The organism is Halocynthiibacter sp. SDUM655004 (assembly GCF_026015885.1).
GTDB lineage: Bacteria > Pseudomonadota > Alphaproteobacteria > Rhodobacterales > Rhodobacteraceae > Falsihalocynthiibacter > Falsihalocynthiibacter halioticoli.
Genome location: NZ_JAPDUG010000002.1, coordinates 970,207 through 995,274 on the forward strand (window position 1 = coordinate 970,207; position 25,068 = coordinate 995,274).

Annotated in this window: 26 protein-coding genes; 13 read left to right on the forward strand and 13 right to left on the reverse strand. The window is 52.9% G+C overall.

Annotated features, from left to right (window positions below; translation table 11 throughout):
- Window position 1 precedes the first annotated feature (1 nt).
- The 3 genes from N9C89_RS12335 to N9C89_RS12345 all read right to left on the reverse strand — a co-directional run bounded on the left by N9C89_RS12335 (window position 2) and on the right by N9C89_RS12345 (window position 3,081).
- The gene (locus N9C89_RS12335; protein ID WP_263954213.1) at window positions 2–859 is read right to left on the reverse strand and encodes an ABC transporter permease; all 858 of its coding nucleotides are present in this window, start codon (window positions 857–859) and stop codon (window positions 2–4) included.
- Window positions 859–1,953, reverse strand: a complete 1,095-nt coding sequence (locus N9C89_RS12340) for an ABC transporter ATP-binding protein (RefSeq protein ID WP_263954214.1) — start codon at window positions 1,951–1,953, stop codon at window positions 859–861. Before N9C89_RS12340 ends, N9C89_RS12335 begins: the two co-directional genes overlap by 1 nt.
- Before the next feature lie 66 nt (window positions 1,954–2,019).
- On the reverse strand, window positions 2,020–3,081 hold the full coding sequence (locus N9C89_RS12345) for an extracellular solute-binding protein (RefSeq protein ID WP_263954215.1): 1,062 nt from the start codon (window positions 3,079–3,081) through the stop codon (window positions 2,020–2,022).
- Between the two features lie 286 nt (window positions 3,082–3,367).
- On the opposite strand from N9C89_RS12345, the gene N9C89_RS12350 reads away from it, so the two are divergent.
- Window positions 3,368–4,081, forward strand: coding sequence for a phosphatase PAP2 family protein (locus N9C89_RS12350; RefSeq protein ID WP_263954216.1), 714 nt, complete (start codon window positions 3,368–3,370; stop codon window positions 4,079–4,081).
- On the opposite strand, the gene N9C89_RS12355 is transcribed toward N9C89_RS12350, so the two are convergent.
- Both N9C89_RS12355 and hemP read right to left on the reverse strand, forming a co-directional pair.
- Window positions 4,053–4,487 (reverse strand): RbsD/FucU family protein, encoded by a 435-nt coding sequence (locus N9C89_RS12355; protein WP_263954218.1) that lies wholly within the window; start codon window positions 4,485–4,487, stop codon window positions 4,053–4,055. The genes N9C89_RS12350 and N9C89_RS12355 overlap by 29 nt on opposite strands.
- A gap of 61 nt (window positions 4,488–4,548) precedes the next feature.
- Window positions 4,549–4,725 carry a hemin uptake protein HemP gene (gene hemP / locus N9C89_RS12360; protein WP_263954219.1) on the reverse strand — a complete coding sequence of 59 codons (177 nt, stop codon included), beginning with the start codon at window positions 4,723–4,725 and terminating at the stop codon, window positions 4,549–4,551.
- Window positions 4,726–4,930: 205 nt separating this feature from the next.
- Here hemP and N9C89_RS12365 point away from each other — a divergent pair, with 205 nt between their 5' ends.
- Window positions 4,931–6,712, forward strand: coding sequence for an IlvD/Edd family dehydratase (locus N9C89_RS12365; RefSeq protein WP_263954220.1), 1,782 nt, complete (start codon window positions 4,931–4,933; stop codon window positions 6,710–6,712).
- A gap of 44 nt (window positions 6,713–6,756) precedes the next feature.
- Here N9C89_RS12365 and N9C89_RS12370 read toward each other — a convergent pair whose 3' ends face one another.
- A complete protein-coding gene (locus N9C89_RS12370) occupies window positions 6,757–7,593 on the reverse strand; it encodes a fumarylacetoacetate hydrolase family protein (protein WP_263954221.1) in 837 nt (278 codons plus the stop codon).
- A gap of 109 nt (window positions 7,594–7,702) precedes the next feature.
- Between N9C89_RS12370 and N9C89_RS12375 the strand changes: the two genes are divergently transcribed.
- Both N9C89_RS12375 and N9C89_RS12380 read left to right on the forward strand, forming a co-directional pair.
- Window positions 7,703–8,374 carry a GntR family transcriptional regulator gene (locus tag N9C89_RS12375; RefSeq protein ID WP_263954223.1) on the forward strand — a complete coding sequence of 224 codons (672 nt, stop codon included), beginning with the start codon at window positions 7,703–7,705 and terminating at the stop codon, window positions 8,372–8,374.
- Window positions 8,375–8,376: 2 nt separating this feature from the next.
- Complete coding sequence (locus N9C89_RS12380; RefSeq protein ID WP_263954224.1) at window positions 8,377–9,285, forward strand: sugar kinase; 909 nt, start codon at window positions 8,377–8,379, stop codon at window positions 9,283–9,285.
- 50 nt (window positions 9,286–9,335) lie between these two features.
- Here N9C89_RS12380 and N9C89_RS12385 read toward each other — a convergent pair whose 3' ends face one another.
- From N9C89_RS12385 to N9C89_RS12400, 4 genes are all read right to left on the reverse strand, one after another.
- Entirely contained in the window at window positions 9,336–10,505 is a 1,170-nt protein-coding gene (locus N9C89_RS12385; protein WP_263954225.1) for a Gfo/Idh/MocA family protein, read from the reverse strand.
- A 2-nt stretch (window positions 10,506–10,507) separates the two neighbouring features.
- On the reverse strand, window positions 10,508–11,566 hold the full coding sequence (locus N9C89_RS12390) for a sugar phosphate isomerase/epimerase family protein (protein WP_263954226.1): 1,059 nt from the start codon (window positions 11,564–11,566) through the stop codon (window positions 10,508–10,510).
- A gap of 206 nt (window positions 11,567–11,772) precedes the next feature.
- The gene (locus N9C89_RS12395; protein WP_263954227.1) at window positions 11,773–11,913 is read right to left on the reverse strand and encodes a hypothetical protein; all 141 of its coding nucleotides are present in this window, start codon (window positions 11,911–11,913) and stop codon (window positions 11,773–11,775) included.
- A 172-nt stretch (window positions 11,914–12,085) separates the two neighbouring features.
- Complete coding sequence (locus N9C89_RS12400) at window positions 12,086–13,123, reverse strand: LacI family DNA-binding transcriptional regulator (RefSeq protein ID WP_263954228.1); 1,038 nt, start codon at window positions 13,121–13,123, stop codon at window positions 12,086–12,088.
- A gap of 179 nt (window positions 13,124–13,302) precedes the next feature.
- Here N9C89_RS12400 and N9C89_RS12405 point away from each other — a divergent pair, with 179 nt between their 5' ends.
- The 6 genes from N9C89_RS12405 to N9C89_RS12430 all read left to right on the forward strand — a co-directional run bounded on the left by N9C89_RS12405 (window position 13,303) and on the right by N9C89_RS12430 (window position 19,416).
- Entirely contained in the window at window positions 13,303–14,535 is a 1,233-nt protein-coding gene (locus tag N9C89_RS12405) for an ABC transporter substrate-binding protein (protein ID WP_263954229.1), read from the forward strand.
- 119 nt (window positions 14,536–14,654) lie between these two features.
- The gene (locus N9C89_RS12410; RefSeq protein ID WP_263954230.1) at window positions 14,655–15,551 is read left to right on the forward strand and encodes a carbohydrate ABC transporter permease; all 897 of its coding nucleotides are present in this window, start codon (window positions 14,655–14,657) and stop codon (window positions 15,549–15,551) included.
- Window positions 15,541–16,440 carry a carbohydrate ABC transporter permease gene (locus N9C89_RS12415; RefSeq protein WP_263954232.1) on the forward strand — a complete coding sequence of 300 codons (900 nt, stop codon included), beginning with the start codon at window positions 15,541–15,543 and terminating at the stop codon, window positions 16,438–16,440. The genes N9C89_RS12410 and N9C89_RS12415 overlap by 11 nt, the downstream gene beginning before the upstream one ends.
- A 3-nt stretch (window positions 16,441–16,443) precedes the next feature.
- On the forward strand, window positions 16,444–17,535 hold the full coding sequence (locus tag N9C89_RS12420; RefSeq protein ID WP_263954233.1) for an ABC transporter ATP-binding protein: 1,092 nt from the start codon (window positions 16,444–16,446) through the stop codon (window positions 17,533–17,535).
- A gap of 3 nt (window positions 17,536–17,538) precedes the next feature.
- Window positions 17,539–18,285: a sugar phosphate isomerase/epimerase family protein gene (locus N9C89_RS12425; RefSeq protein ID WP_263954234.1), complete on the forward strand. Its 747-nt coding sequence runs from the start codon at window positions 17,539–17,541 to the stop codon at window positions 18,283–18,285.
- Window positions 18,286–18,294: 9 nt separating this feature from the next.
- Complete coding sequence (locus N9C89_RS12430; RefSeq protein ID WP_263954235.1) at window positions 18,295–19,416, forward strand: Gfo/Idh/MocA family protein; 1,122 nt, start codon at window positions 18,295–18,297, stop codon at window positions 19,414–19,416.
- Between the two features lie 56 nt (window positions 19,417–19,472).
- Here N9C89_RS12430 and N9C89_RS12435 read toward each other — a convergent pair whose 3' ends face one another.
- Entirely contained in the window at window positions 19,473–20,264 is a 792-nt protein-coding gene (locus N9C89_RS12435; protein WP_263954236.1) for an N-acyl homoserine lactonase family protein, read from the reverse strand.
- Window positions 20,265–20,415: 151 nt separating this feature from the next.
- Between N9C89_RS12435 and N9C89_RS12440 the strand changes: the two genes are divergently transcribed.
- Genes N9C89_RS12440 through N9C89_RS12450 form a run of 3 tightly spaced genes read left to right on the forward strand, consistent with a single transcriptional unit; the run spans window position 20,416 to window position 22,855 of the window.
- Window positions 20,416–21,519 carry an isocitrate/isopropylmalate dehydrogenase family protein gene (locus tag N9C89_RS12440; RefSeq protein WP_263954237.1) on the forward strand — a complete coding sequence of 368 codons (1,104 nt, stop codon included), beginning with the start codon at window positions 20,416–20,418 and terminating at the stop codon, window positions 21,517–21,519.
- Window positions 21,519–22,547, forward strand: coding sequence for a Gfo/Idh/MocA family protein (locus tag N9C89_RS12445; protein WP_263954238.1), 1,029 nt, complete (start codon window positions 21,519–21,521; stop codon window positions 22,545–22,547). Before N9C89_RS12440 ends, N9C89_RS12445 begins: the two co-directional genes overlap by 1 nt.
- 8 nt (window positions 22,548–22,555) lie before the next feature.
- Entirely contained in the window at window positions 22,556–22,855 is a 300-nt protein-coding gene (locus N9C89_RS12450; RefSeq protein ID WP_263954239.1) for a putative quinol monooxygenase, read from the forward strand.
- 37 nt (window positions 22,856–22,892) lie between these two features.
- On the opposite strand, the gene N9C89_RS12455 is transcribed toward N9C89_RS12450, so the two are convergent.
- Together N9C89_RS12455 and N9C89_RS12460 are read right to left on the reverse strand one after the other, a co-directional pair.
- The gene (locus tag N9C89_RS12455; RefSeq protein ID WP_263954240.1) at window positions 22,893–23,657 is read right to left on the reverse strand and encodes an ATP-binding cassette domain-containing protein; all 765 of its coding nucleotides are present in this window, start codon (window positions 23,655–23,657) and stop codon (window positions 22,893–22,895) included.
- A 14-nt stretch (window positions 23,658–23,671) separates the two neighbouring features.
- Complete coding sequence (locus tag N9C89_RS12460; protein WP_263954241.1) at window positions 23,672–24,937, reverse strand: sugar ABC transporter permease; 1,266 nt, start codon at window positions 24,935–24,937, stop codon at window positions 23,672–23,674.
- Window positions 24,938–25,068: the final 131 nt, after the last annotated feature.

A 25,068-nucleotide genomic window follows, 5' to 3' on the forward strand; every position in this document is an offset into this window, starting at 1 on the left:
TTTACCCCATCGTCTTTTCAAGCGTCTGGCCGGAGAGCTTGAGCGCACCCCAGACAATCAGAGATGAAAGCCCTAGAAGCAGGAAGCCAAAGGCCGCCCCCAGCTCCCAATTAAAGCGGACGATAAACTGGCTATAGATCATTTCAGTGAACCAAAGGCTATCTTTGCCCCCAAGCATAATCGGCGTCAGGTAATTCCCAAGCGAGAGCATGAAGACCACGATAGAGCCTGAAACAATTCCCGGCATTGCGTGCGGTATTATGATTTCGCGCAGGACGTTATAGCCGTTTCCGCCAAGGTCATAGCCCGCTTCGATCATGGAATCGTCGAGACTTTCGAGCGTCGTTACAAGCGGGACAACCATGAACAGCATAGACGTATAAATCAATCCGACCATCATCGCTGCGTCGTTATAGAGGAACTCAACAGGCCCGCTCACAATCCCCGACCATTGCAGGAAGTTTGAAAATATCCCCGTTTCACGCAGCAAAATCATCCACCCGAAGGTCCGCACCAGTTCCGAAACCCAGAACGGCACCAAACACATCAGGAACAGAATAGACTGAAGCCGCCCACGCGCGATTTTTGCGATGTAATAGCTGATCGGGAATGCGATCAATAGCGTCAATACCGTTGCAACGATCGACATGAATGCCGTCCGTAGGAAAGTGCGCAAATAGAGAGGTTCGCTAAAGAACGTCATGTAATTGGCAAAGCTGGTTTGATACTGACGCACGCCAATTTTTTCCTGAAGAGACAGGATAAAGAGATCAATATGCGGGATGATGATCAGCAAGCTTAGCCAAAGCACAAGCGGACTCGCCAGAAGGATAAACCCGAGTTTTCCGTGCGCGCCCATCAGTTTGCCCCAAAGCACAAGGATTGGGATGCGCCCCAGCCGATCGCCAGCGCATCACCCCGTTGAAGCCCGTTGAACTCGCCTGACTGCGGCAAGGCAACGTCAATCGTTCCGCCGCCCTCGACTCTGAGAAGCACGCGAGAGTTCGCACCATTGAACAGCACGTTTTCAACATTTCCGACGAAGCTGTTTGCGTGTTCACCAATGCCATTTACCGAGTGCGCCACCCGAATTGCCTCTGGTCTAACGAATGCCTCGACTGTGGCGCCGCTTTGAACTGTGCCCCTGGCAGTGCCGATGATCGAAACGCCTGTTTCCGTTACCAGTTTAACCTGATCGCCAGACACGCTCTCGACCCGGCCCTTCCATCGGTTGCTATCCCCAACAAACCCAGCAACGAACGGCGTTTGTGGCGCGTAATAGAGATTTGCGGCGGTGTCGAGTTGCTCAAAACGGCCCGCATTCATCACTGCCACCTGATCACTCATTACAAGGGCTTCGGACTGGTCATGGGTGATGTAAACGAATGTCGTATCAAACGCGGCCTGAAGCGACTTAAGTTCAACTTTCATATGCTCCCGCAGCTTGAGATCAAGCGCACCAAGCGGCTCATCCAGCAGTAGAACATCCGGCTCCAGCACCATACACCGCGCAATAGCAACACGTTGCTTCTGCCCACCAGAAAGCTGCTCCACACGGCGGTTCCCGATACCCGGGAGCCCGACACGTTCCAGTGCATCGGCAACTTTTGCATCGATCAGTTTTTTGTCCAACCCTTGCCGCCGCAATCCGTACCCGATGTTGTCGGCGATGTTCATCATTGGGAACAACGCAAGATGTTGGAACACCATATTTACAGGCCGTTTGTTCGGCACGGTATCCAAAACAGATTTGCCTTTGATCTGAATGTCACCGGATGTGGGATCAAGGAAGCCGGCGATCATCCGCATGATCGTGGTTTTGCCGCATCCCGATGGGCCGAGGATCGAAAAGAACGATCCCCGCGGCACCGAGAATGAAACATCATCCACAGCAAGAGTCTCATCAAAACGCTTCGTGAGGTTGATGCAATCAAGGTCGTTTACAGCAGTCATTCGAATATTCCAGAAAAGAGAAAACGGCGCGCAGGATTGCCCCGCACGCCGCAATATTATTTGCGATTAGTTAGATGCTTTTACGCGATCAAGCGCTGCGCCTTCCATTTCTTCAAGACCAGCCGGTACTGTTGGATACCAGTTAATGTTGTCGATGGCTTCTGGTGGGAAGCTGGCTTGGAAACGCGCTTTAAGAGCGTCGTCTGCGTAGGCGTCCGCACCGAGAGAGGCGGTAAAGTTGCCCGCTTCGGCAGTGATCATGGCAGCGATTTCCGGCTGCATCACAAAGTTGATCCACTTGTAGGCCGCATCTTCGGCTTTGGTCTTGCGCGGAAGGGCGAATGTATCAATCCAGCCCAGCGCACCGGATGTTGGCGCAACAAAAGTGATGTTCTCGTCTTCGGAGTTCAGCTTCCATCCGCCTGTATCCCAAGCCATAGATGCCACAACTTCGCCAGAACGCAGAAGCCCCATCAACTCGTCGCCACCGCTCCAATACGCTTTGACGTTGCCCTTACAGGAGATCAGCTTCTCTTCGACGGCATCGATGATTTTCTTGTATTCTTCTGGGTCGCGATAAGCAGCAAACGGGTCAAGGCCCATGGAGAACGCAAATCCAATCAGTGTTGGACGCTTCAGACGGTAAGATACCTTGCCCGCGTAAGCTTCGTTACACAGATCAGTGTAATCCTTCACGTCGCCTGCCATTGCGGTATTCACGACAAGGCCCGATGTACCCCATACATGCGGCACACCGTAAACATCTTCGCCAAGCATTGTGTTGGATTTAGTCGCTTCAAGCATGGACGTAATAAAGAGCGACGTGTCAATCTTGGACAAATCGATTGGCTTATAAATTTCGAACTCTTCCTGAGCACCGGCGATCCGGTCCTGCGAAGGCTGTGCGAGATCAAATCCGCCGCCGCCAGTTGCGCGGAGCTTCGCGACCATTTCTTCGTTATTAGATTTCGTGACTTCAACTTCGATGCCAGTTTCAGCGGTGAACTTTTCCACCACAGCGTCTGGTGCGTATCCGCCCCAAGTCAAAAGGCGCAGCGTTTCGGCATTTGCTGCCGTTGTTGATGCTGCAATCAAAGTAATCGCAGCGATTCCTTTAGTGATTGTCATTTTGTTCTCTCCTTGTCGGTTGTGAATCGAGCCTAGGCTATTTTAGACCATTCAGTAAAGAATGGATTTGTTCAGAATGAACGGCCTCGGAAAAAAGCTTTCAGAAGGCTTGCCCCGCTCATGCTTGGCAATTGTAACAAGCGGATGTCATTCAACGGTTTATTCAAAAAATTTGTCGGCAAATTGTGCAACGCAGCGAGCATTGCGTGGGCCATAACGGCAAAGACGCTTGGACGGGATAACTTTACCGTGCTAGGCAAACCCAATACCAATCCGGAAGCCATTTATGCAGCCCTATCTTCAGAAACTGGTCCTCGCTTTCCTCTTCACATTGATGGTGTTTACGACGGTACCAAAGCTTGATCTCTGGGCAACCGGATTATTCTACGTCGAAGGCGTCGGATTTCCTGCTGCGCAAAACGAGTTTGTTGTTCAACTCCGCTTTCTCATGATGCGCTTTATGCTTTTACTCCCGATTATCGCGCTCGTGATGCTGGTTGTGAACATCTGGAAGCGTGGGTTTGGCGGCATTCCGGCAATCGTTTGGGGTAAAATCCTTACGCTCTTTCTCTTGGGGCCGGGCCTGTTGGTTAATGGTATACTCAAAGAATATTGGGGGCGTGCTCGTCCAGAGAAAACGCAGTTTTTTGGTGGTAGTGCCGAGTTCACGCCGCCTTTTCAAATAACGGATCAATGCAGCCACAACTGTTCATTCGTTTCAGGCGAGGCGTCAGGCGCAACAGCGGTTGCGATTTCGCTGTTCGCGCTGTCTTACTGCTTCACAAATGAAATCCTCGCCAAAGCTACGCGTATTTTTGCGATTGCATTTGCGGTTATCGCATCAAGCTTTCGCGTCATCATGGGTAGGCATTTTCTATCAGACACGATCTTCGCGATATTAATGGTCCTGTTGGTCTCTTACGCGATAAACGCGGTATTTAGTCGAATCTGGCCGCCCAAAGCTTCTGGCGCTAGCTCGGCGCGACAACACCTTTCTTAAGTATTAGATTCCCATAAATCCGAAGCTCGCCCGTTTGGACGATTGCGTAAGCTTTCTTAGCTTCCTCATAAAAGGCAAACCGCTCTACAGTTTTGATCTGGGCGGGGAAGTCTGCTGTCTTGTTGATGATCTCTTGATACTCCTGAACCACAGGCGGAATCTCATCTGGCTTGCCCACAATTTGCATGGAGCGCGCTGGATCATCGACGAAATTATCAAGCGGCATAATGCTCAATACAGCCTCGACGACATCCGGTGCCGCAACGCCATCAAGTCGCACAAGCCGATCAGTGCTGGAGTCACTTGGGAAATTGGCATCAGCGATCACAATTTCATCGCCGTGGCCCATGCTGGCCAAGATATACAACAGATCAGGCGAGAGGATCGGATTTAGATTTCTGAGCATTTGCGAACCTTTGCTATGATTAACCCTACGGTAATCAGAGCCACTCGCAAGTCCAGCAAAATTACTTTGTTAGGATCAGTTTTCCCGCGCGCGTAATCCGCAAATGGTAAACCGCTCCGTCAAGAACAAGGTTAGCCTGCCCATGTGTACGCGTGAGGCTGCGAACATCGTAGGCGGGTATATCAAGCTCAACTTTGGTGGCTTCAATGTTTTGATCAATTTCAACTCTGGCGTTCATATCAATTCTCCTGATGCTCCTCATTTCTTAGTTTTTTAGTCAGGATTCGTCAACAGCTTTATCCCTTGCGCCTGAACCAAACATAGAAGTATGTTTTATTGGCAAAATTGAGTGGTAGTTTGCAAATTAAGGGGCTTGCAGACTCCCGCGTGATTTTAATCCAGAAAACTGTCGGAAACGACCTCGTTCAAACGCAGGAACACGCATGAAACTTCGCTCACAAAAATGGTTTGATAACCCGGAAAATCCCGGAATGACCGCCCTTTACATCGAACGTTATCTGAACTTCGGGATCACTCGAGAAGAACTTCAATCCGGCAAGCCGATCATCGGAATTGCGCAAACCGGTAGCGATCTTTCGCCGTGTAACCGTCATCATGTTGAGCTTGCGAAACGCGTGCGCGATGGAATTGTAAGCCAAGGCGGGATTTGCTTCGAATTTCCCGTGCACCCGATTCAGGAAACCGGGCGCCGCCCGACTGCGGCACTTGATCGCAACCTCGCCTACCTCGGACTGGTGGAGGTTCTGCACGGCTATCCACTTGATGGTGTTGTCCTGACAATCGGCTGTGACAAAACCACGCCTGCGCTTCTTATGGCCGCGGCAACGGTGAATATTCCTTCGATCGCGCTTTCAGTTGGCCCGATGCTCAACGGTTGGCACAAGGGCAATCGCGCCGGCTCCGGTACAGTGATTTGGGATGCGCGGCAGGACCTCGCCACTGGCGAGATTGATTATAAAGAATTCATGGATATCGCCTCTGCCTCTGCCCCGTCGGTTGGCTATTGCAACACCATGGGAACGGCCAGCACCATGAACTCACTCGCTGAGGCATTGGGTATGCAGCTTCCGGGTTCGGCAGCTATTCCTGCGCCTTACCGTGAGCGCGGTCAGATTTCTTATGAAACCGGCAAGCGCATTGTGGATCTCGTGCGCGATGACGTGAAGCCCAGCGATATTATGACCCGTGAAGCGTTTGAGAACGCAATTGTCGTGAACTCGGCCATCGGCGGATCAACCAACGCCCCGATCCACCTCAACGCAGTTGCGGCCCATCTTGGCATCGAGCTCACCAATGCAGACTGGCAGAAGCATGGTCATTCAACGCCACTGCTTTGTAACGTCCAGCCTGCGGGCAAATACTTGGGCGAAGACTTCCATCGCGCCGGTGGTGTTCCTGGCGTTTTCTCGGAGTTGCTTAAAGCAGGTGTCTTGCCTCACCCTGATGCACGCTCCGTTGGCGGAACAACCGTGGGCGAAGCCTATGCCAATTCCGAAGTAAGCAATCATGATGTGATCTACCCTTACGACAAACCACTCAAGCCAGCGGCTGGTTTTGTTGAGCTTTCGGGTAATCTCTTTGACAGCGCGATTATGAAAACAAGTGTAATTTCCGAGCATTTCCGTGAGCGGTATCTGTCAAACCCAGATGACATGAATGCCTTTGAAGGGCGCGCCATCGTGTTTGACGGACCGGAGGATTACCACGACCGTCTCGACGATCCGGCGCTGAATATCGACGATAGCTGCATTCTTGTGATCCGCGGCGCGGGGCCAATCGGCCATCCAGGTGGTGCGGAAGTTGTGAACATGCAGCCGCCTACCGCGCTCATCAAGCAAGGCGTGAGTGAGCTGCCTTGCATCGGCGACGGGCGGCAATCGGGTACATCCGGCTCGCCGTCAATCTTGAACGCGGCCCCAGAAGCGGCGGCTATGGGTGGGCTTGCTCTTGTTCAAACCGGAGACATGTTGCGCATCGACCTGAACAAAGGGTCGGCAGACATCCTAATCAGCGAAGAAGAACTCGCGACCCGTCGCTCAGACCTAGAGGCCAAGGGCGGATATCCCTACCCCGCGCACCAAACGCCGTGGCAGGAAATTCAGCGCGGCATGGTTGACCAGTTCGACAAAGGTATGGTGCTTAAACCGGCCACCAAATACCGGAACGTGGGTGACATCGACAAACTCGCCCGCGACAACCACTAATCAAAAAAGAAACGCCCCCAAGAAACCTTGGGGGCGCTTTCGTTTTAGAGGCTCTCAACCGTTTGTTTCTGCGAGCCGAGGTTCTCGATACCAAGCTCAACAGTATCGCCAACTTTCAGGTATTTCGGTGGGTTCATCCCCATGCCAACACCTGGAGGCGTACCTGTACAAATCAGGTCTCCTTCTTCGAGCTTCATAAAGCTGCTCATGTAGGAAACGATTGTTTTCACATCAAAAATCATAGTGGAGGTTGTGCCGGTTTGCATCCGCTCGCCATTCACATCAAGCCACATGTCAAGATTTTGCACTTCAAGCTCATCAAGCGTCACAAGCCATGGACCAGTCGGGCAGAAGTTCGGGAAGCTTTTACCCTTCATCCACTGGCCGCCACGGTCAATCTGCCACGAACGCTCTGAAACGTCGTTCACAACTGTAACACCGGCTACGTAGTCAAGCGCGTCTTCCGGGGCCACGCCGAAAGCAGTTTTGCCGATAACGATGCCAAGTTCGACTTCCCAATCAAGCTTGGTCATGTGATCCGCATAATAGAGCGGCGCGTTTGGGCCACAGAATGTGGACGCGGATTTGTTAAAAAGGATGGGTTCTTCCGGAACAGGCAACCCAGATTCTTTTGCGTGATCTGTATAGTTCAAGCCAACGCAGTAGATGTTCTTTGGCTGACTGATCGGGGTTCCGATACGCTGGTCACCTTCGTAAAGCGGGAACTCAGCCAGATCGAGACCTTTCAGCGTATCGGCAACACCTTCAAGTGTTTGCGGACCAAAATCCTTCACCACAGACGATACATCGCGCGCTTTGCCGTCCGCATCCAATACACATGGTTTCTCCGATCCTTCGGTGCCCATTCTTAGCAGTTTCATGCAAATTCCCTCTTAACTGTTATCTTCATTTCCCCTACCGAATCCTATTGCGGCTCGGCGCTCGGCCATCTAATATGTTAGTCTGCGAGAAGTCACAAGCCTGGATGTTATGGACAACCACCGAACAGCCTCCGTTACCGAAACGATCTATGATGCGCTTTATCGGCAAATCATTGAGTTGGAACTCAAGCCCGGACACAAAATGTCCGAAGCGGAGATCGCGCGCCAATATGATGTGAGCCGTCAGCCGGTTCGAGATGCCTTTTATCGACTGTCCAAGCAAGGTCTCCTGCTGGTACGGCCACAGCGCGCAACCGTCGTCACGCATATCTCGGTCAGCGACATCAAGAGCGTGCAGTTCATTCGAACCGCGCTTGAGAAAGAAACCGTTCGCGCCGCTGCTGCGAAGATTGATGATATTCAAGCTGATCTATTGGAACTTATGATCACGCGGCAGGTTCAGGCGCTCTCGCGTAAGAACCTCAGCGAATTCTATCAGTGGGATGAAAACTTCCACGCGCGCATATGTGAAATCGCAGAGCGCCCAGAAGTCTGGGACCTTATCACCGATGTCAAAGCACAGGCCGACCGCATCCGTTTTCTTAGCCTGAACTTCGATGCCGGAGACGCCCTCACCGACCACAACGAAATCGTAACGGCCCTACGCGCGCATGACGGTGAAGCTGCTGCGGCGGTGATCACCAATCATCTAACACGAACAGAATCCTCCCTCCCCCGCATCCTCGCAGAGCACGCGAGTTACTTTAAGGATATCACCTGAACATGACGAACAAGACTTTCCTTTCTATTGGCGAAGCAATGATCGAAATGGCCGTTGTCGGCCCAGACACCTATCGCCGCGGGTTTGCCGGAGACACGTTCAACACAGCTTGGTACCTCGCCAAACTTCTCCCTACTGACTGGGGTGTGAAGTATTTCTCGGGTCTTGGTGTAGATGCGGCCAGCAATGAGATGCGCGAATTTGCCAAGTCTTCGGGGATCGATATGTCGCCCGCACGCGAGGTCGCGGAGAAGACAGTCGGCCTTTACATGATCCACCTTGACGGCGGCGAACGTAGCTTTTCCTACTGGCGTTCGGATTCCGCGGCTCGGCAAATGGCAGGCGATGTGGATTACATGACTGAGAGATTCATGGAAGCGGATGTATTGTTCTTCTCAGGCATTTCTCTTGCTGTTGTGCTGCCTGAACACCGCGCGGCATTCCTTGAAGCAATTGGTAAAGCGCGCGCTGCTGGAAAAACGACAATCTTCGACCCGAACCAGCGCCTGCGCCTTTGGAAAGACCAAACAGAGATGTCAGACGCCATTTCGGATGCGGCGAAGGTTTCGGAGATCATCCTTCCGTCCTTTGACGAAGAGCAGCAGTTCTATGGTGATACTTCGCCGGAGGCGACAATCGAGCGCTATTTCGCCGCTGGTGTGAACACTGTGATCGTCAAAAATGGGCCGGGTCTTGTAACAGCGCAAACCAAGGGCGAAGCACCGATTACCGTGCAGCCGAACATTGTTGAAAACGTCGTAGACACAACTGCCGCCGGAGACAGCTTCAATGCGGGTTTCTGCGCCGCGCTCCTTCAAGGTGCAGATCTTGCGAGCGCGATTACCAGCGGCGCAGAGCTTGCGGGAAAAGTTGTCACAAGCCACGGCGCATTGGTAAACGACGCCGTTTAAACGAAAACGGGGGCAAAACTGCCCCCGTTCTTTGTGTCGTTTCTAGGGTCTTAGGCCAGCTTGACCCAAGCCGCGTTACGCGCCGACGAGCGCACGCAAGCGTCAATGAATTGCACGCCTTTAAGACCATCCTGAACAGTTGGATAGACAACCTCAGCTGGCACATCTTTCCCTTCACGGCGCGCCTGAATCGCTTCGGCCGCTTCGGAATAGATCGTTGCAAAGCCTTCAAGATACCCTTCAGGATGCCCAGGAGGTATGCGGCTCACACGGCCAGCGGCCTCACCCGAACCCGCACCGCCGCGCGTAATCAAACGCTTCGGCTCACCGAATGGAGTGTACCAGAGATAGTTCGGGTCTTCCTGACACCATTCGAGGCCACCCTTCTCACCGTAGATGCGCAACCGCAGGCCATTCTCATTGCCGACAGCAACTTGGCTGCACCAAAGTGTGCCGCGCGCTCCACCTTCGTAACGCATCATCACATGAGCGTTGTCATCGACCAATCGACCGGGAACAAACGCTTGAAGATCCGCCGAAAGTGTATCTACCTCGAGGTCGGAAACGAAGCTGGCAAGGTTGAACGCATGCGTGCCAATATCACCAGTTGAACCACCCGCGCCGGATTTCTCCGGGTCAGTACGCCATGCGGCTTGCTTGTTGTCGGCGTCCGCCTCTTCGGCAAGCCAATCTTGAACATACTCAACCTGCACCAAACGGAGTTTGCCAAGTTCGCCATTCGCGATCATCTCACGCGCTTGGCGGATCATCGGATAACCCGTGTAGTTGTGCGTCAGGATAAAGAGCGCATCCGAAGACTCCGCCGCCTTCACCAATTTTTTGGCGTCCGGCAATGTCGAAGTCAGAGGCTTGTCACAGATCACGTGAATGCCGCGCTTTAGAAACTCGCGCGCTGCATCAAGGTGAACGTGGTTTGGCGTTACGATTGCCACAGCCTCGATCCCGTTTTTCAATCGGGCCTCGCGGATCGCCATTTCCTTATAGCTGGAGTAGATACGATCCTCCGCCAGCCCAAGCGCACGACCGGACTCCAGAGCGCGTTCAGGCGTGCTGGAAAGTGCACCTGCGATCAATTCAAACTTGCCATCAATGCGCGATGCGATCCGGTGAACACCACCGATAAAGGCGTCTTTGCCTCCGCCGACCATACCCAAGCGGATTGGTCCGGACAGGGCTTCGTTGCGTCCTGTAATCGCCATGATTAAACCTCCAGACCAAGCATTTTGCGGTTGGCAACCTCATCGGTTCCGCCATCGGCAAAGTCATCAAATGCGCGCTCGGTTACGCGAATAATGTGGTCTTTGACGAACTGCGCGCCTTCGCGTGCACCGTCTTCTGGGTGTTTCAGCGCACATTCCCACTCGACAACAGCCCAGCCATCAAAATCATTTGCGGCCATCTTCGAGAACACCGCTCCGAAATCAACCTGACCATCGCCAAGACTGCGGAAACGGCCTGCGCGATCGACCCAGCTTTGATAACCACTGTAAACGCCTTGGCGTCCGGTTGGGTTAAACTCGGCATCCTTGACATGGAACATTTTGATCCGGTCTTTGTAGATGTCGATATTGTCGAGATAATCAAGGCACTGAAGCACATAGTGGCTTGGATCATAGAGCATGTTACAGCGGGCGTGATTGTTTACGCGCTCAAGGAACATCTCAAATGTAACGCCATCATGCAGGTCTTCGCCTGGGTGGATTTCATAGCAAACGTCAACGCCGCATTCATCAGCATGATCAAGAATCGGCTTCCAACGCTTTGCCAACTCATCAAATGCTGTTTCAACGAGCCCTGCTGGACGCTGTGGCCAAGGGTAAACATATGGCCATGCGAGCGCACCAGAGAAGGTTGCATGTGCATCGATTCCAAGGTTCTTACTCGCGGAAAGCGCCATTTTAACCTGCTCGACCGCCCATTCCTGACGCGCCTTTGGGTTGCCTTGAACGTGTGGTGCTGCAAAGCCATCGAATGACGTATCGTATGCGGGGTGAACTGCAACGAGCTGTCCTTGAAGGTGTGTCGAAAGTTCGGTGATCTCTACGCCGTTCTCACGGGCTTCGCCAGCAAGCGTGTCACAGTAATCTTTTGAAGTTGCGGCTTTTTCCAGATCAATGAAGCGCGCATCCCAGCTCGGAAGCTGAACGCCTTTGTAGCCACAATCTGCTGCCCATTTTGTGATTGCAGACCAGGAATTGAACGGAGCGTCGTCTCCTGCGAACTGCGCGAGGAAAAGGCCGGGGCCCTTTAATGTTTTCATGAATCCCTCCCAGAATCTCAATTAGGGCGAGAAACAATACGCGCCCGAGAGGCACCGTAATCGATTACAAATGCAGAAATCAAGCAATGTAAACGGTTACTGTCTCATTTTTCGTGAGATTTGGGGGTTCGACCTATTGCGCAGCCGCAATTCTGATGCGGATACGCTCCACGTCGATGGCAGATTTTTCGGGAAGGAACCGTAGTTCAGGACTGTGTGTTAACGAGCCAACCGCCTGGACCTGCGATTGTGTCTGGCAGTGCGAGCACCATGATTTCACGTACAATGTAGCACGCCATAAAGCTCAGAAGGATTTGGTCAATTGTAATGGCACTCAGGAATGACATAATAAACTCGTCCGTTTTAGCCTCGTTAAGCGGTCCGAACAGGAGGACCAAGGAAAATGTCGCCCGAGAAAAAGGCAACAAAATGGCGCAATTCGACGAGCAATATGGCCATTCAGCGTTGATTTCTTGCGGTGTGCCTTCGGCGCGAACAACCGATGCCGGATCTTCCTAATTATTTCTGCGGCAACGGACCTGTGCTTTCTCTCCCAACCAATTCCACGGGGACGATATGTTGAAAATGTTCCCAATCCTTGTTCGGGTTCTGGATTCTTTCCAACAGCGCTTTTGCGGCAATCCGACCGATTTCAACACGGTTTTGTCGAATGGTTGTGAGCGAAGGGTGCATGTAAGCCGCAATCGCTACGTCATCAAATCCGATCAAAGCAATTTCTTCCGGAATCTTGATACCAGCCGCCAAGAGACCTTTCATAAATCCAAGCGCCATCATGTCTGAAGCACTGAATATTCCAGTCGGACGCTGATCCATGGCAAGGATTGTCTCCGCCGCCGCTGCACCAGAGGCGAGGCGGAAATCTCCGGGCAAAATCCACTCGTCCCGAACTTCCATGCCGAGCGCGCGCGCCTCTTTTACAAATTCATCTCTGCGCGTAGGCGTTAGGATATTGTCCTTTGGGCCGCATATGTGCCCGACTCGTTTATGACCACACTCCGCAAGATGCCGCGCCGCGAGTCGCGCACCTTCGGCGTTATCAGATCTTATAGAAGGAAGGCCGACGCTCTCCGCCCATTCACAGGCATAGACCACCAGATTTTCCGACCCTGTGGCCCGCACAGATTCAATGGATTCTGGCTCCATGAACCCATCAAGGATAATAACACCATCCGCAATTCCATCAGTGAAAACGTCAGCGACATGAATTTTTGGAGTTGATTGATTTTCCGTATCCGCAACAAGAATTGAGTATCCAGCTTGGCTCGCCACTTGCTCGATGCCGGAAATGACCTGCGAGAAAAATGGATTAGACAGATTCGGAATAAGCGCCAGAATTGCGCCCGTTTTCTGGGTTCTCAAGTTCCTCGCTGCGCGGTTGGCGCGATAGCCAGTCTGTTCTACAGCCTGCAGAACAGCCTCGCGCGTTTCATCCGAAACTTGCGACGGATTACTTAACGCGCGACTGACACTGGCGGTCGAAACGCCCGCCGCTCTCGCAACGTCGAGAATCCGCGCTCTCTGATTCGGTGACTTCATTCCTCCTCCTACGAGATTTTCCCTGCCTGCACCAAAAGTTTGACGGAAGGGCTTGACAGAATCTCAATTAGAATGTCCCATACTGTAATCGATTACAGCATCTCTAACGTAACGATGCGTGAAATTGTAATCGATTACAAGGGCGTCGTGGGATGACGCTTACATAAAGGGAGGAATCTATGAATTTCCGTAATGCACTTGTTGCAACTACTGCGCTTTGCGCGGCTTCCGCAGTTTCTGCGGCCGATCTAGAGGTAACACACTGGTGGACATCAGGCGGCGAAGCTGCTGCTGTTGCCGAATTTGCAAAAGCTTTCAACGAGACAGAAGGCAACAACTGGGTCGACGGCGCGATCGCTGGCGGCGGCGGCGTTGCACGCGGCGTAATCGTAAGCCGTATTCTTGGCGGCGATCCAATGCACGCCACCCAGCTTAACCACGGACGTCAAGCCGAAGAGCTTGTTGAAGCTGGCCTGATGCTTGACCTTACTGACATCGCAGAAGAAGGCGGCTGGCGCGACATCGTACACCCTGTTTCGCTTCTTGATAGCTGTACAGTAGACGGCAAAGTTTACTGTGTTCCTGTGAACATCCACTCTTGGCAGTGGCTCTGGCTGTCGCACAAAGCATATGCTGACGCAGGCGTAGACGTTCCTTCCAACTGGGATGAATTTGTTTCTTCCGCTCCAGCTCTCGAGGCAGCTGGCAAAGTGCCACTCGCAATGGGTCAGCAAAGCTGGCAGTCCTCAGGCGCATTTGGCGTGATGCTTGTTGCACTCGGTGGCCCTGAGCTCTGGACAAAAGTATACGCAGAGAAAGACGCAGACGCAGCTGCAAGCGCTGAAATGGCCGCTGTATTTGAAGCTGCTGCAGCCGCGCGTGAGCTTTCTGCTGGCTCAAACGTGTCCGATTGGAACCTCGCAACAGCTATGGTTATCAACGGCGAAGCCGGTGGTCAGATCATGGGTGACTGGGCACAAGGTGAATTCGCGGTTGCCGAGCAGGTTGCCGGCGAAGACTACACATGTCTGCCAGGTTTGGGCGTGAACGAAATCATCTCTACTGGTGGTGACGCGTTCTATTTCCCGAAACAGGACGATCCAGAAGTCGAAGCTGCTCAAAAAGAGCTGGCTAAATTGCTTCTGTCCAAGGAAGTACAAGTTAACTTCAACCTGAAGAAAGGCTCGCTGCCTGTTCGTGGTGATGTTGACCTTGCCGCAGCGAACGACTGCATGAAGAAAGGTCTCGAAATCCTCGCTTCTGGCAACATCCTTCCTGATGGCAACCAAGTTCTTTCCGCTGACACCACAGGCCAGCTTGAAGACCTGATGGTTGAATTCTGGAACGACACTTCGATTACGGCTGAAGACGCGCATAAGCGTTACGCCGACATCATTGCAAGCGCGGACTGATCCTCTCTGTTTGTAAGCCGCTCCCGAGTGTTCGCACTCGGGAGCAACCTGAATACCCTGATGTGCGGCACGGCTAACCCGTCGCACACCCTCAGCTAAATCCAACAGCGAGAAATTCCATGGCGGATGCAAAAAGGCCCAACCAGCTTTTGCGCAATCTGAACGCCAAGGTTGCCGCGATCCCAATGGTCGCTACTGCCCTTGTCGTTTTCGTAGGTTGCACAATATGGACGATTGTCCACTCCTTTACTAAATCAAAACTTCTTCCAAAAACCGATTTTGTTGGTCTCGACCAATACGAGCGACTTTGGAAGACCAACAAATGGCTGATTTCCATTGAGAACTTGGCAATCTACGGGATTTGCTCCCTTGTATTGTCGATTTGCATTGGATTCTTCCTTGCGACTCTGTTGGATCAGAAAATCCGCTTTGAAAATACAATCCGGACGATCATCCTTTATCCGTTTGCTCTGTCATTTGTTGTGACTGGCCTTACATGGCAGTGGATTTTGAACCCTGACTTCGGAGTACAGAAGATCGTGCGTTCCCTTGGTTGGGAAAGCTTCGCTTTTGATCCCCTCTATAATCAGGACATCGTGATCTACGGCATTCTGATTGCCGCAATCTGGCAAGGGTCTGGTCTGATCATGGTCATCATGCTCGCTGGTCTCCGAGGCATTGATCAGGAGATCTGGAAAGCCGCGCGCGTTGACGGAATTCCAAAGTGGAAAACATACATCTTTATCGTGATCCCGATGATGCGCCCTGTTTTTGTAACGGCGCTCGTACTCATCACCGCCGGCATCGTTAAGGTCTATGACCTTGTCGTCGCACAAACCAATGGCGGACCGGGCATCGCTTCTGAAGTTCCGGCCAAATACGTTATTGAATCCATGTTCAAAAACCAAAACCTCGGACAGGCATTTGCCGCCTCTACCATGATGTTGGTGACGGTGCTGATAATCCTCGTTCCCTACGCTTATCTCGAATACGGAGGGAAACGCCGTGCAAAATAAGTACAATCTCGAAGGCCCGCAGGGCACCAAACCCCGCAAGCGCCTCTCCGGCACAAACATCATGCTCTATGGCACGCTGCTGGTCGTTGCGTTCTACTATCTCCTACCTCTTTATGTGATGGTTACGACATCGCTTAAAGGCATGCCCGAGATCCGCGCAGGTAACATCTTTGATCTGCCGGTAGACATTACGTTCGAGCCATGGGTGAAGGCGTGGTCTACCGCATGTACCGGCCTGAACTGTGACGGCCTTAGCCGCGGTTTCTGGAATTCGGTTTCCATCCTCGTTCCTTCGGTGGCGCTATCTATCGCGATCGCTTCTGTAAACGGCTATGCGCTGGCAAACTGGAAGTTCAAAGGGTCCGAAGTATTCTTCACCATTCTAATCTTCGGTGCATTCATTCCCTATCAGGTGATGCTCTATCCGATTGTGATCCTGCTCCGCGAAGTTGGCCTCATGGGATCGCTTTGGGGGCTGGTTGTGGTGCACACGATCTTTGGCATGCCAATCCTGACGCTATTGTTCCGCAACTATTTCACATCACTGCCTGACGAGCTGTTCAAAGCTGCTCGGGTTGATGGTGCCGGTTTCTGGGGAATTTATTTCCAGGTGATGCTACCCATGAGTCTTCCGATCTTTGTTGTGGCGATGATCATTCAGGTCACAGGTATTTGGAACGACTTCCTCTTTGGGGTGATCTATACAAAGCCGGACATCTATCCGATGACTGTACAGCTCAACAACATCGTGAACTCGGTACAAGGCGTGAAAGAGTACAACGTCAACATGGCGGCTACTCTTCTGACCGGCCTCGTTCCTCTCATTATCTACTTTGCCTCTGGCAAGCTCTTCGTGCGCGGCATTGCTGCCGGTGCGGTGAAAGGCTAAATCATGACAAGCACATCAAGCGTATCCATCAAACACCTCGATCTCAGCTTTGGCGCGGTCGAAGTGCTCAAAGACCTCAACCTCGAAATTGCCAACGGCGAATTCCTCGTGCTTCTCGGTGCGTCCGGCTGTGGCAAGTCAACGCTCCTGAACTGCATCGCCGGACTGCTGGACGTAACGGGCGGCCAGATCCACATCAAAGGCGAGAACGTCACATGGGCAGAGCCAAGCGAGCGCGGCATCGGCATGGTGTTCCAGAGCTATGCGCTCTATCCACAAATGAGCGTTGAAGGGAACCTTTCCTTCGGCCTCAAGAACGCCAAACTCCCGAAAGACGAGATCAAGAAACGCGTTCAGCGCGCTGCAGAAGTCCTGCAAATGGAGGACCTACTGAAGCGTAAACCGGCGGCCTTGTCTGGTGGTCAACGCCAGCGCGTTGCTATTGGCCGCGCCCTTGTTCGCGATGTGGACGTATTCCTCTTTGACGAGCCATTGTCCAACCTTGACGCCAAGCTTCGCGCGGACCTGCGTGTAGAAATCAAACGTCTGCACCAGCAGCTTCACAACACGATGATCTATGTGACACACGATCAGGTGGAAGCCATGACACTCGCGGATCGCATCGCGATCATGAAAGACGGCCTGATTCAGCAACTCGCAAGCCCAAGTGAAATCTACAACAAGCCGGCGAACAAATACGTGGCCGACTTCATCGGGTCGCCCTCAATGAACTTCTTCCTCGGCGCAGTTAACACAGATGGCGCGCCGACCTTTGAAACCGCGGGGCAGACCATTCCGCTCACGGGGTATGAGTTTGTTTCGTCCCCCGCCGCGGGCAACGCATGGATGGGTATTCGCCCAGAACATATTGTTGTTGGCGAGGCCGCCGAAGCATCTGACTTCAAAATCGACACAAGCGTCGAAATCGTCGAGCCAATGGGCAGCGATACCGTAGTTTGGTGCGAGGTTATGGGTGAACGCATTCGTATCCGCATCGACGGCCAATCTTCTGTTGAGCCCGGAGACACATTGCGGATCGGATTTGACGCCGCACGCCTCTCACTCTTTGAAAAAACCACCGAAAGCAGGATCTAAATCATGAGCGCTTCCTTTCAACTTTATAGTGCCAGAGACTTCACCCCATGGGACGACGTTTTCAAAACTCTGTCCGAACTTGGCTACACGGGCGTAGAGGGCTATGGCGCCCTTTATGGCGACACCGACAAGGTTCGTGCCGCGATGGATGCAACGGGCCTGTCAATGCCAACCGCGCATGTCGGTATTGATGACCTAGAAAGCAATCTTGAGAAGGTCGTCGAAATCGCGGGCGCTCTTGGTATCAAAACCATTTATGCGCCCTACTTGATGGACAATCAGCGCCCGTCAGACAAAGCAGGCTGGCAAGCCTTTGCCGCGCGTCTCGCCGCGGCTCAAGAGGCACTCGCTGCGCATGGCATCGGCTTTGGCTGGCACAACCACGACTTCGAATTTGTCGCAACAGCTGATGGCGCCGTCCCAATGGAAGTAATCCTTGAAGCCGCGCCAAAAATCGAATGGGAAGCAGACATTGCGTGGATCGTCCGCGGTGGCGGTGACCCAATCGCATGGATCACCAAATACGCTGACCGCATCTCTGCGATCCACGTCAAAGATATCGCGCCTGAAGGCGAATGCACGGACGAGGATGGCTGGGCAGATGTTGGCGAGGGCACCATGGATTGGGCGGGCATCCTTGATGCTGTTCGCACCAAGACCAAGGCAGCGCACTTCGTAATGGAACATGACAAACCAAACGATTTCAAGCGGTTCGCAACCCGTTCGATCAACAACTACAAAGCTCTTTAGGAGTTCGAAATGACTAATAAACTTGGCGTCGGCATCATTGGTGCCGGCAATATCTCAGCGGCTTATCTCCGGCTTGGCCCTATGTTCAAAGGCATCGAGCTTCGGGCCGTCGCTGATTTGAACATGGATGCCGCGAACGAGCGCGCAAAAGAATTCGGCGTTCGGGCTGAAACTGTCGATGGCCTGCTTGCTTCGGATGACATTGATATCGTTGTGAACCTGACGATCCCTGCTGCGCACTTCGAAGTTTCAAAAAACGTACTGCTTGCCGGCAAGCATGTGTATTCGGAGAAGCCATTCGTTCTGACCTTGGAAGAAGGTGCCGAGCTTAAAGCACTGGCCGAAGAAAAAGGGCTCCGTGTTGGTTCCGCTCCAGATACGTTCATGGGCGGCGCGCATCAGCGTGTTCGCAACATAATCGATAGCGGCGAGGTTGGAAAAATCACGTCTGGGACGGCTTTTGTGATGGGACACGGGATGGAGCATTGGCATCCAAACCCTGACTTCTTCTATCAGCCAGGCGCAGGCCCTGTTCTAGACATCGGCCCTTACTATGTCACCAATCTGGTACAGTTGCTCGGTCCTGTTGCGCGGGTTGCCGCCCTCACGTCAACGCCAGCTCCAGAGCGCCTCATCACGTCTCAACCACGCAATGGCGAGAAAATTCCTGTTGGCACACCGACAACAATTCACGCTTTGCTTGAGTTTGAATCCGGCGCAGTAATCACCATGGTAACAAGCTGGGATGTCTGGCAGCACGGTCATTCAAACATGGAGCTTTATGGCGAAGAAGGAACGCTTCACGTGCCTGATCCAAACTTCTTTGGCGGCGAGATCAAGCAAACGAAGCGCGAAGCTGACGTTGAGCTTTCTGGTGAATGGGAGCACCCATTCTCTGTTCCTAACGACGGAGACAACGCAAATTACCGCTGTGCAGGTTTAGCCGATATGGCGATCGCCATTCAAGAAGGCCGCCCACACCGCTGCTCCGATGCACTAGCGTTACACGCTGTCGAGGTCATGACATCGATCCTCGCTGCTGGCGAAAAACGTGGTTTCGTCGAGATGTCAACAACCTGCGAGCGCCCTGCTCCGCTCACTCCGGATGCTGCGCGCGAACTGCTCGCTTAAGTTTGGAACATTAAGAAATTCGGGCGGGCCAAACGGCTCGCCCTTTTTTGTTGATACTACGCTTTGAGCCGATCAAGCCGCCATAAATAGCCACTCTCGCCGAATTCATCGAACCGATCCGTAACCAGCGGATCGTGTCCTGGAATAACTCGCGAAGCGCTTCCCCCGGCTAGGGCCTGAATCTTGTCAAACCCCTGCACCATGTCTTCCATATCAACGACAATCGGAAACGGTTTTCGCTGCTGAAAGTTCTCGTAGTAATGCGCGGCGTCGCTTGCGAGGCACAATGGTCCATTCTCTGTTTCAACACGAACGGCCTGAAGACCGCGTGAGTGGCCTCCGATCCTATGAACAGTGACGCCCGGCGCGACTTCGCCGTCCCCCTTGTAAAACACCACACGCCCAGCGAAGACATGCCGCACCATTTCGCAAACATGATCGGCCGTGTAAGGCATCTGCAATGTCGGATCACACATGCAAGGCCCCGTCGCAAAGCCCATTTCGACTTCCTGAAGGTGGAACTTCGCGTTTGGATACCGATCTAGCCCCCCCGCGTGGTCATAGTGGAGATGCGTTACGATGACTGTATCGATAAGCAGTGGGTTTACATCCAATGCGGCCAGCGCCTGTGCTGGATCGCGCAAGATCGGTCGCGCACGCCTTTGGCCTTCGGCCTCGTCATAGCCCGTATCTACAAGAATATTTCGTGTGCCATCGGTCAGAAGCCAAACGAAATAGTCCATTCCATGTTGCGCGGCGGGGTGATCGTCAAATATGAAGCTGTCTTTCCGCGTTCGCGTATTCCGCTCCGCATATTTAACCGCATAGACCTGCCATTTGGTTGTCATTTGGCCTCCTCCCCGCTTATCGCTCTTTTTAGATGTATTTTTGATCATTTCAGATTGCAAACTGTCGTTGCGTGCATTAATGAGTTTTTTAATGCATTTATTAAGGTATCCGCAATCCTTGATAAGAGCAAAAGCTTAAACAAGGTGAAACATGACACGGACGCCCAAGATTTCACTCATAAAGGGTGACGGAATCGGTATTGACGTTGCAGAGGCCGCGCTTGCGGTAACATCAGCTGCGCTGAAACACTCTGGAGCCGTGGCACCGAACATTCAAGAGATCAAAGCCGGAGCGGGATACTATGCCGAGACTGGCAGGGATATCGAACCGGACGGCGAAGAGCGCGCTGGCGAAGCGGATGCCATTTTCCTCGGCGCGATTGGCCTTCCTGCTATTCGTCATAAAGATGGTACAGAAATCTCTCCGCATCTGCGCTTGCGCGACCGGTATCAACTTTATGCAGGCATTCGCCCCGTCAAGGCCTACCCCAACGCACCGCAGCGCCTTGCTGATCCTCGGGCCGAAGGTATCGACATGATAATCCTTCGCGAAAGTACCGAAGGGCTATTCTACACCGCAGCTGTTCACAACCGCGCAGAAATCGTGCCCAATGTCGAAGTTCGCGACATCATGCGCATTTCGCGCGCCACAACGGAAAAACTCCACGAGTTTGCGTTCCAATTGGCCGAAAAACGCAAAGAGCGCGGAAAATCCGGGCGCCTTACCTGTGTGGACAAAGCCAACGTATTTACCAGCCAAGCCTTCTTTCGCCAGATCTTTGACGAGGTGAAAGCCGCGCATCCAACCGTCGAAACGTCTTACAATTATGTGGACGCCATGGCGCTTGACCTTGTGCGCAAGCCTTGGGAGTTTGATGTCATGGTTATGGAAAACATGTTTGGCGACATCCTGTCTGATCTCTGCGGCGGCCTTGTCGGCGGGATGGGCATGGCGGCCTGTGGCGAAATCGGTGACACCATCGGCCTATTCCAGCCCGCTCACGGAAGCGCGCCGGATATCATGGGCCAAGACAAAGCCAACCCGCTTGCAGCTATCCTGTCCGGCGGCTTGATGCTTGACTACATCGGCGAAAAAACAGGCGTTGGCGGTTATGAAGATGCAGGAGCGCTCGTCGACAAGGCGGTAGACCTTGGTTTTGAACGCAACGCGCTCCGGCCTATGGAGTTTGGCGGCGATATGGGCACCAAAGCCGTAACCGAAACCGTAATTGAGCTGCTCGAAGAGGTTGCCTAATGGAGGCGCCGTACAAGGTTGCGGTTATTGGTCTGGGTTATTTCAGCCAATTCCACCTAGATGCTTGGCGGGACATTGCAGATACCGAGCTTTGCGGCGTATTTGACCTCGACGCGGTGCGCACGCAGGAAATCGCGGCTGAATACAGAACCAAAACTTTTCAATCCGTCGAAGACCTTACCTGCGAACAACTTGATATCATCGACATTGTTGCACCTCCGCCAGCGCACAAAGCGTTGATTGAAACCTTTGCCAGCGATGGTCGGGTCATAATTTGCCAGAAGCCGTTCTGCACGTCCCTCAAAGAAGCTGAAGCCGTTGCAGCACTTGCGAAAAAACGCGGCTGCACGCTCATTATTCACGAGAACTTCCGCTTTCAGCCGTGGTATCGGGAGATCAAATCGGTGCTCGAAAGCGGAGAGCTCGGCCATGTTTACCAAGCCCGTTTCGCGCTTCGGCCCGGTGATGGACGTGGCAAAGATGCCTACTTGTCGCGGCAACCGGCTTTCCGAACCATGGACCGTTTGTTGATACATGAAACCGGTGTTCACTTTGTCGATCTGTTCCAATTCCTCTTCGGTGACATTCAAAGCGTCTATGCAGATATTGAGAATCTAAACCCTGTGTTGGCGGGGGAAGACGCGGGCGTGATGCTGATGCAGCACACGACGGGCACCCGTACAATGCTCGACGGCAACAGGCTTTTGGATCACGCAGCAGAGAATACCCGCCACACGATGGGCGAAATGGAGATCGAAGCCGAGAACGGGACTTTGCGTCTTGATGGATTTGGCAAGATCACAATGCGCAAGTTCGGAGAGCTGAGCTGGAGCGAACTTCCCGTTTCTGAGCCTATCGACGATATTCGGTTCGGCGGTGGCTGTGTCGAAGCGCTGAACCGCCATGTTGTTGCTGCTCTTAACGGCACGAAGAAATTTGAGAACACCGCGGCAGAGTATCTATCCGTAATTCGTGTGACCGATGCAGCTTATGTTTCCGCCGAAACCGCAACCAAACAAACACTTTAGGAGCAGCTATGTTCGCCGTTTGCGTCACATTCATCATTGAGCCATCTAAGGCCGAGGCTTTCCACGCGCACATTAACCTAAACGCGAAAGCATCCGTAGAGATGGAAGCGGGATGCCAACTTTTCGATGTCTGCACAGACCCAAGCGACCCCGCCAAATTCTTCCTCTATGAAATTTACGACAGCGCCGCCGCGTTTGATGAGCACCTTGAAAGCGCGCATTTCAAGTCATTTTGCTCCGACATCGAGGGAATGGTCATCGACAAGAAGGTAGAGAGTTTTGAAAACGTAACGGCGGCACGCAAATAGCGCACCGCCGTTCGTTTAGGCCCTAAAGAAAGATCGCTTATGCGTCTTCTTTATTTTCATGCGGATGCTTGCCGAGAATAATCATCCCGAGCAAATCATCGTCCGTAACCTCATCAACATTCACAGTGCCAACAAGCTTGCCGTTCTTCATAACAGAAGCGCGGTCGCAGAGGTCCATAACATCGTGAATGTCGTGGCTGATGAGGAAGATACCAATCCCTTCAGACTTGAGCTGCTGAATGAGTTCCGAAACCATCTGGGTTTCGTGCGGCCCAAGCGCGGCTGTTGGTTCGTCCATGATCAGGATTTTGGCGTTGAAGTATACCGCACGTGCAATCGCAACAGATTGGCGCTGGCCGCCGGATAGCGCTGAAACAGGGCTGCTGAACTTTTCGAAGTTCGGGTTCAGACGGCCCATGATCTTCCGCGTTTCCGCTTCCATCGCGTCATCATCAACCGTACCAACGTTGGTTACAATTTCGCGACCAAGGAACAGGTTTGACGCAGCATCGAGATTATCCGCCAAAGCAAGTGTCTGGTAGATCGTCTCGATGTTGTAGTTCCGCGCATCACGTGGGTTGGCGATATGCGCCTTTTCGCCGCTGATATAAATCTCGCCCGCATTTGCGTGATACGCACCGGAGAGGATTTTGATCAGCGTGGACTTACCCGCACCGTTGTGACCCAGAAGGCCCACAACTTCACCTTCGTGCAGGTCAACCGACACGTCATCCACAGCCTTCACACCGCCAAAGGCGATGGAAATGTTCTTCATCTCGACGAGAGGGGTTTTCGTAGTCATTCTCATATCCTCCCTTAAACGCCGACTTTACGGCGATAAACGATGTCGATCCAAACCGCGACAACCAGCACGAAGCCCACGACCATGTTTTGCAACGGTGCGTCAACGCCAACAGAGGCCATACCAGATTGCAAAGTTTGCATGATCGCAGCACCAATCACAGCACCATAGATCGTGCCGAAGCCCCCAGCGAGTGCGGTTCCGCCAATAACAGCGGCCGCAATCACACGAAGCTCGTCGAGCGTTCCGAGGCCCACGTCAACCGAACCAAGCCGCGCCGAGGCGACAACAGCAGAGATACCTGTAAGCGCGCCCATGAGCGCAAATACCTTGACCGTCAGCATACGCGTATTAATGCCCGAAAGCTCTGCGGCTTCTGGGTTGCCACCTGTTGCATAGATATAGCGGCCAAAACGCGTGCGCTTAGACACAATCGTCATGGCAACGGTCACCAAGAGCAGGATCACAACTGGAATCGCCACACCATGGTTCAGAGACAATGTATCGGTAAGCTCAAGCCCCCGCGCCTCTGCAACACGTGCCCGCGCGCCTTTGGCAATTGGATAGGAATTGAGCGTCCAAACGAAGCCCATAATCAACCCTACGGCCAAAGCGATAAGAACACCCTCTGCCCAAACAGGCTTCACAACAAAACCGTGGTTCGCTTTACGGCGGCGAGACAGAATGATCAGGACAACAGCAGCAAAAGACGCAAACAAGCCAAAGGCCCAACTCAGCGTTTCACCAAGTGTTCCCTCTGCACCGCCTCCAAGTAGCTTGAAGTTCGGATCAAGTGGAGAAACGGTTTGCCCCTCTGTGACCCACCACATAGCACCGCGATAGATCAAAAGCCCGCCAAGCGTAACGATAAAGGCTGGAACGGTCAGATAACCAATCACCCACCCCTGCGCGGCGCCGATAACAAGCCCCATCAGAACCGCCGCAACTGAAGCGATGATCCAGATCGACCAATGCCCGAGCCCGACGATATCCGGCAGGACGTGCACTTGAAGCGCCGCGACGCTCATGCCGATAAAGCCCAATAGCGAACCAACCGATAGATCGATGTGTCGCGTCACAATCACAAACACCATTCCGGTTGCCATAATCGCAACGGATGAAGTCTGTACCGAAATATTGAACAGGTTGCGCGGCGTCAGAAAGCGCCCACCGGTCCAGAGATCAAAAACCACCCAAAGAACGACAAGTGCGCCGATCATACCGAGCAGCCTTGGATCAATGCCCACATTGGACACGAATTTTTTAGCTGAATCTTTCATGTGTTGCCCTCTCCCAAGCGGCAAAGCTTAGATACGCGTTTTGATACGTTCCTCTCTTTCTCGAGGACGCAGTACCAGAAATCACGTTTTTTGGAAAATTGTAAGGAGCAGAGCCCCCAGCTCAAGGCTGA

Excerpts from the sequence above, each read along its gene's own strand:
- N9C89_RS12460 (WP_263954241.1), bottom strand. The coding sequence starts at position 24,937 with ATGAAAGATTCAGCTAAAAAATTCGTGTCCAATGTGGGCATTGATCCA.
- N9C89_RS12410 (WP_263954230.1), top strand. The coding sequence starts at position 14,655 with ATGGCGGATGCAAAAAGGCCCAACCAGCTTTTGCGCAATCTGAACGCC.
- N9C89_RS12380 (WP_263954224.1), top strand. The coding sequence starts at position 8,377 with ATGACGAACAAGACTTTCCTTTCTATTGGCGAAGCAATGATCGAAATG.
- N9C89_RS12455 (WP_263954240.1), bottom strand. The coding sequence starts at position 23,657 with ATGACTACGAAAACCCCTCTCGTCGAGATGAAGAACATTTCCATCGCC.
- N9C89_RS12450 (WP_263954239.1), top strand. The coding sequence starts at position 22,556 with ATGTTCGCCGTTTGCGTCACATTCATCATTGAGCCATCTAAGGCCGAG.
- N9C89_RS12420 (WP_263954233.1), top strand. The coding sequence starts at position 16,444 with ATGACAAGCACATCAAGCGTATCCATCAAACACCTCGATCTCAGCTTT.
- N9C89_RS12405 (WP_263954229.1), top strand. The coding sequence starts at position 13,303 with ATGAATTTCCGTAATGCACTTGTTGCAACTACTGCGCTTTGCGCGGCT.
- N9C89_RS12435 (WP_263954236.1), bottom strand. The coding sequence starts at position 20,264 with ATGACAACCAAATGGCAGGTCTATGCGGTTAAATATGCGGAGCGGAAT.
- N9C89_RS12335 (WP_263954213.1), bottom strand. The coding sequence starts at position 859 with ATGGGCGCGCACGGAAAACTCGGGTTTATCCTTCTGGCGAGTCCGCTT.
- N9C89_RS12390 (WP_263954226.1), bottom strand. The coding sequence starts at position 11,566 with ATGAAAACATTAAAGGGCCCCGGCCTTTTCCTCGCGCAGTTCGCAGGA.
- N9C89_RS12445 (WP_263954238.1), top strand. The coding sequence starts at position 21,519 with ATGGAGGCGCCGTACAAGGTTGCGGTTATTGGTCTGGGTTATTTCAGC.
- N9C89_RS12385 (WP_263954225.1), bottom strand. The coding sequence starts at position 10,505 with ATGGCGATTACAGGACGCAACGAAGCCCTGTCCGGACCAATCCGCTTG.
- N9C89_RS12340 (WP_263954214.1), bottom strand. The coding sequence starts at position 1,953 with ATGACTGCTGTAAACGACCTTGATTGCATCAACCTCACGAAGCGTTTT.
- N9C89_RS12365 (WP_263954220.1), top strand. The coding sequence starts at position 4,931 with ATGAAACTTCGCTCACAAAAATGGTTTGATAACCCGGAAAATCCCGGA.
- N9C89_RS12400 (WP_263954228.1), bottom strand. The coding sequence starts at position 13,123 with ATGAAGTCACCGAATCAGAGAGCGCGGATTCTCGACGTTGCGAGAGCG.
- N9C89_RS12350 (WP_263954216.1), top strand. The coding sequence starts at position 3,368 with ATGCAGCCCTATCTTCAGAAACTGGTCCTCGCTTTCCTCTTCACATTG.
- N9C89_RS12395 (WP_263954227.1), bottom strand. The coding sequence starts at position 11,913 with ATGTCATTCCTGAGTGCCATTACAATTGACCAAATCCTTCTGAGCTTT.
- N9C89_RS12355 (WP_263954218.1), bottom strand. The coding sequence starts at position 4,487 with ATGCTCAGAAATCTAAATCCGATCCTCTCGCCTGATCTGTTGTATATC.
- N9C89_RS12425 (WP_263954234.1), top strand. The coding sequence starts at position 17,539 with ATGAGCGCTTCCTTTCAACTTTATAGTGCCAGAGACTTCACCCCATGG.
- N9C89_RS12345 (WP_263954215.1), bottom strand. The coding sequence starts at position 3,081 with ATGACAATCACTAAAGGAATCGCTGCGATTACTTTGATTGCAGCATCA.
- N9C89_RS12375 (WP_263954223.1), top strand. The coding sequence starts at position 7,703 with ATGGACAACCACCGAACAGCCTCCGTTACCGAAACGATCTATGATGCG.
- hemP (WP_263954219.1), bottom strand. The coding sequence starts at position 4,725 with ATGAACGCCAGAGTTGAAATTGATCAAAACATTGAAGCCACCAAAGTT.
- N9C89_RS12440 (WP_263954237.1), top strand. The coding sequence starts at position 20,416 with ATGACACGGACGCCCAAGATTTCACTCATAAAGGGTGACGGAATCGGT.
- N9C89_RS12430 (WP_263954235.1), top strand. The coding sequence starts at position 18,295 with ATGACTAATAAACTTGGCGTCGGCATCATTGGTGCCGGCAATATCTCA.
- N9C89_RS12370 (WP_263954221.1), bottom strand. The coding sequence starts at position 7,593 with ATGAAACTGCTAAGAATGGGCACCGAAGGATCGGAGAAACCATGTGTA.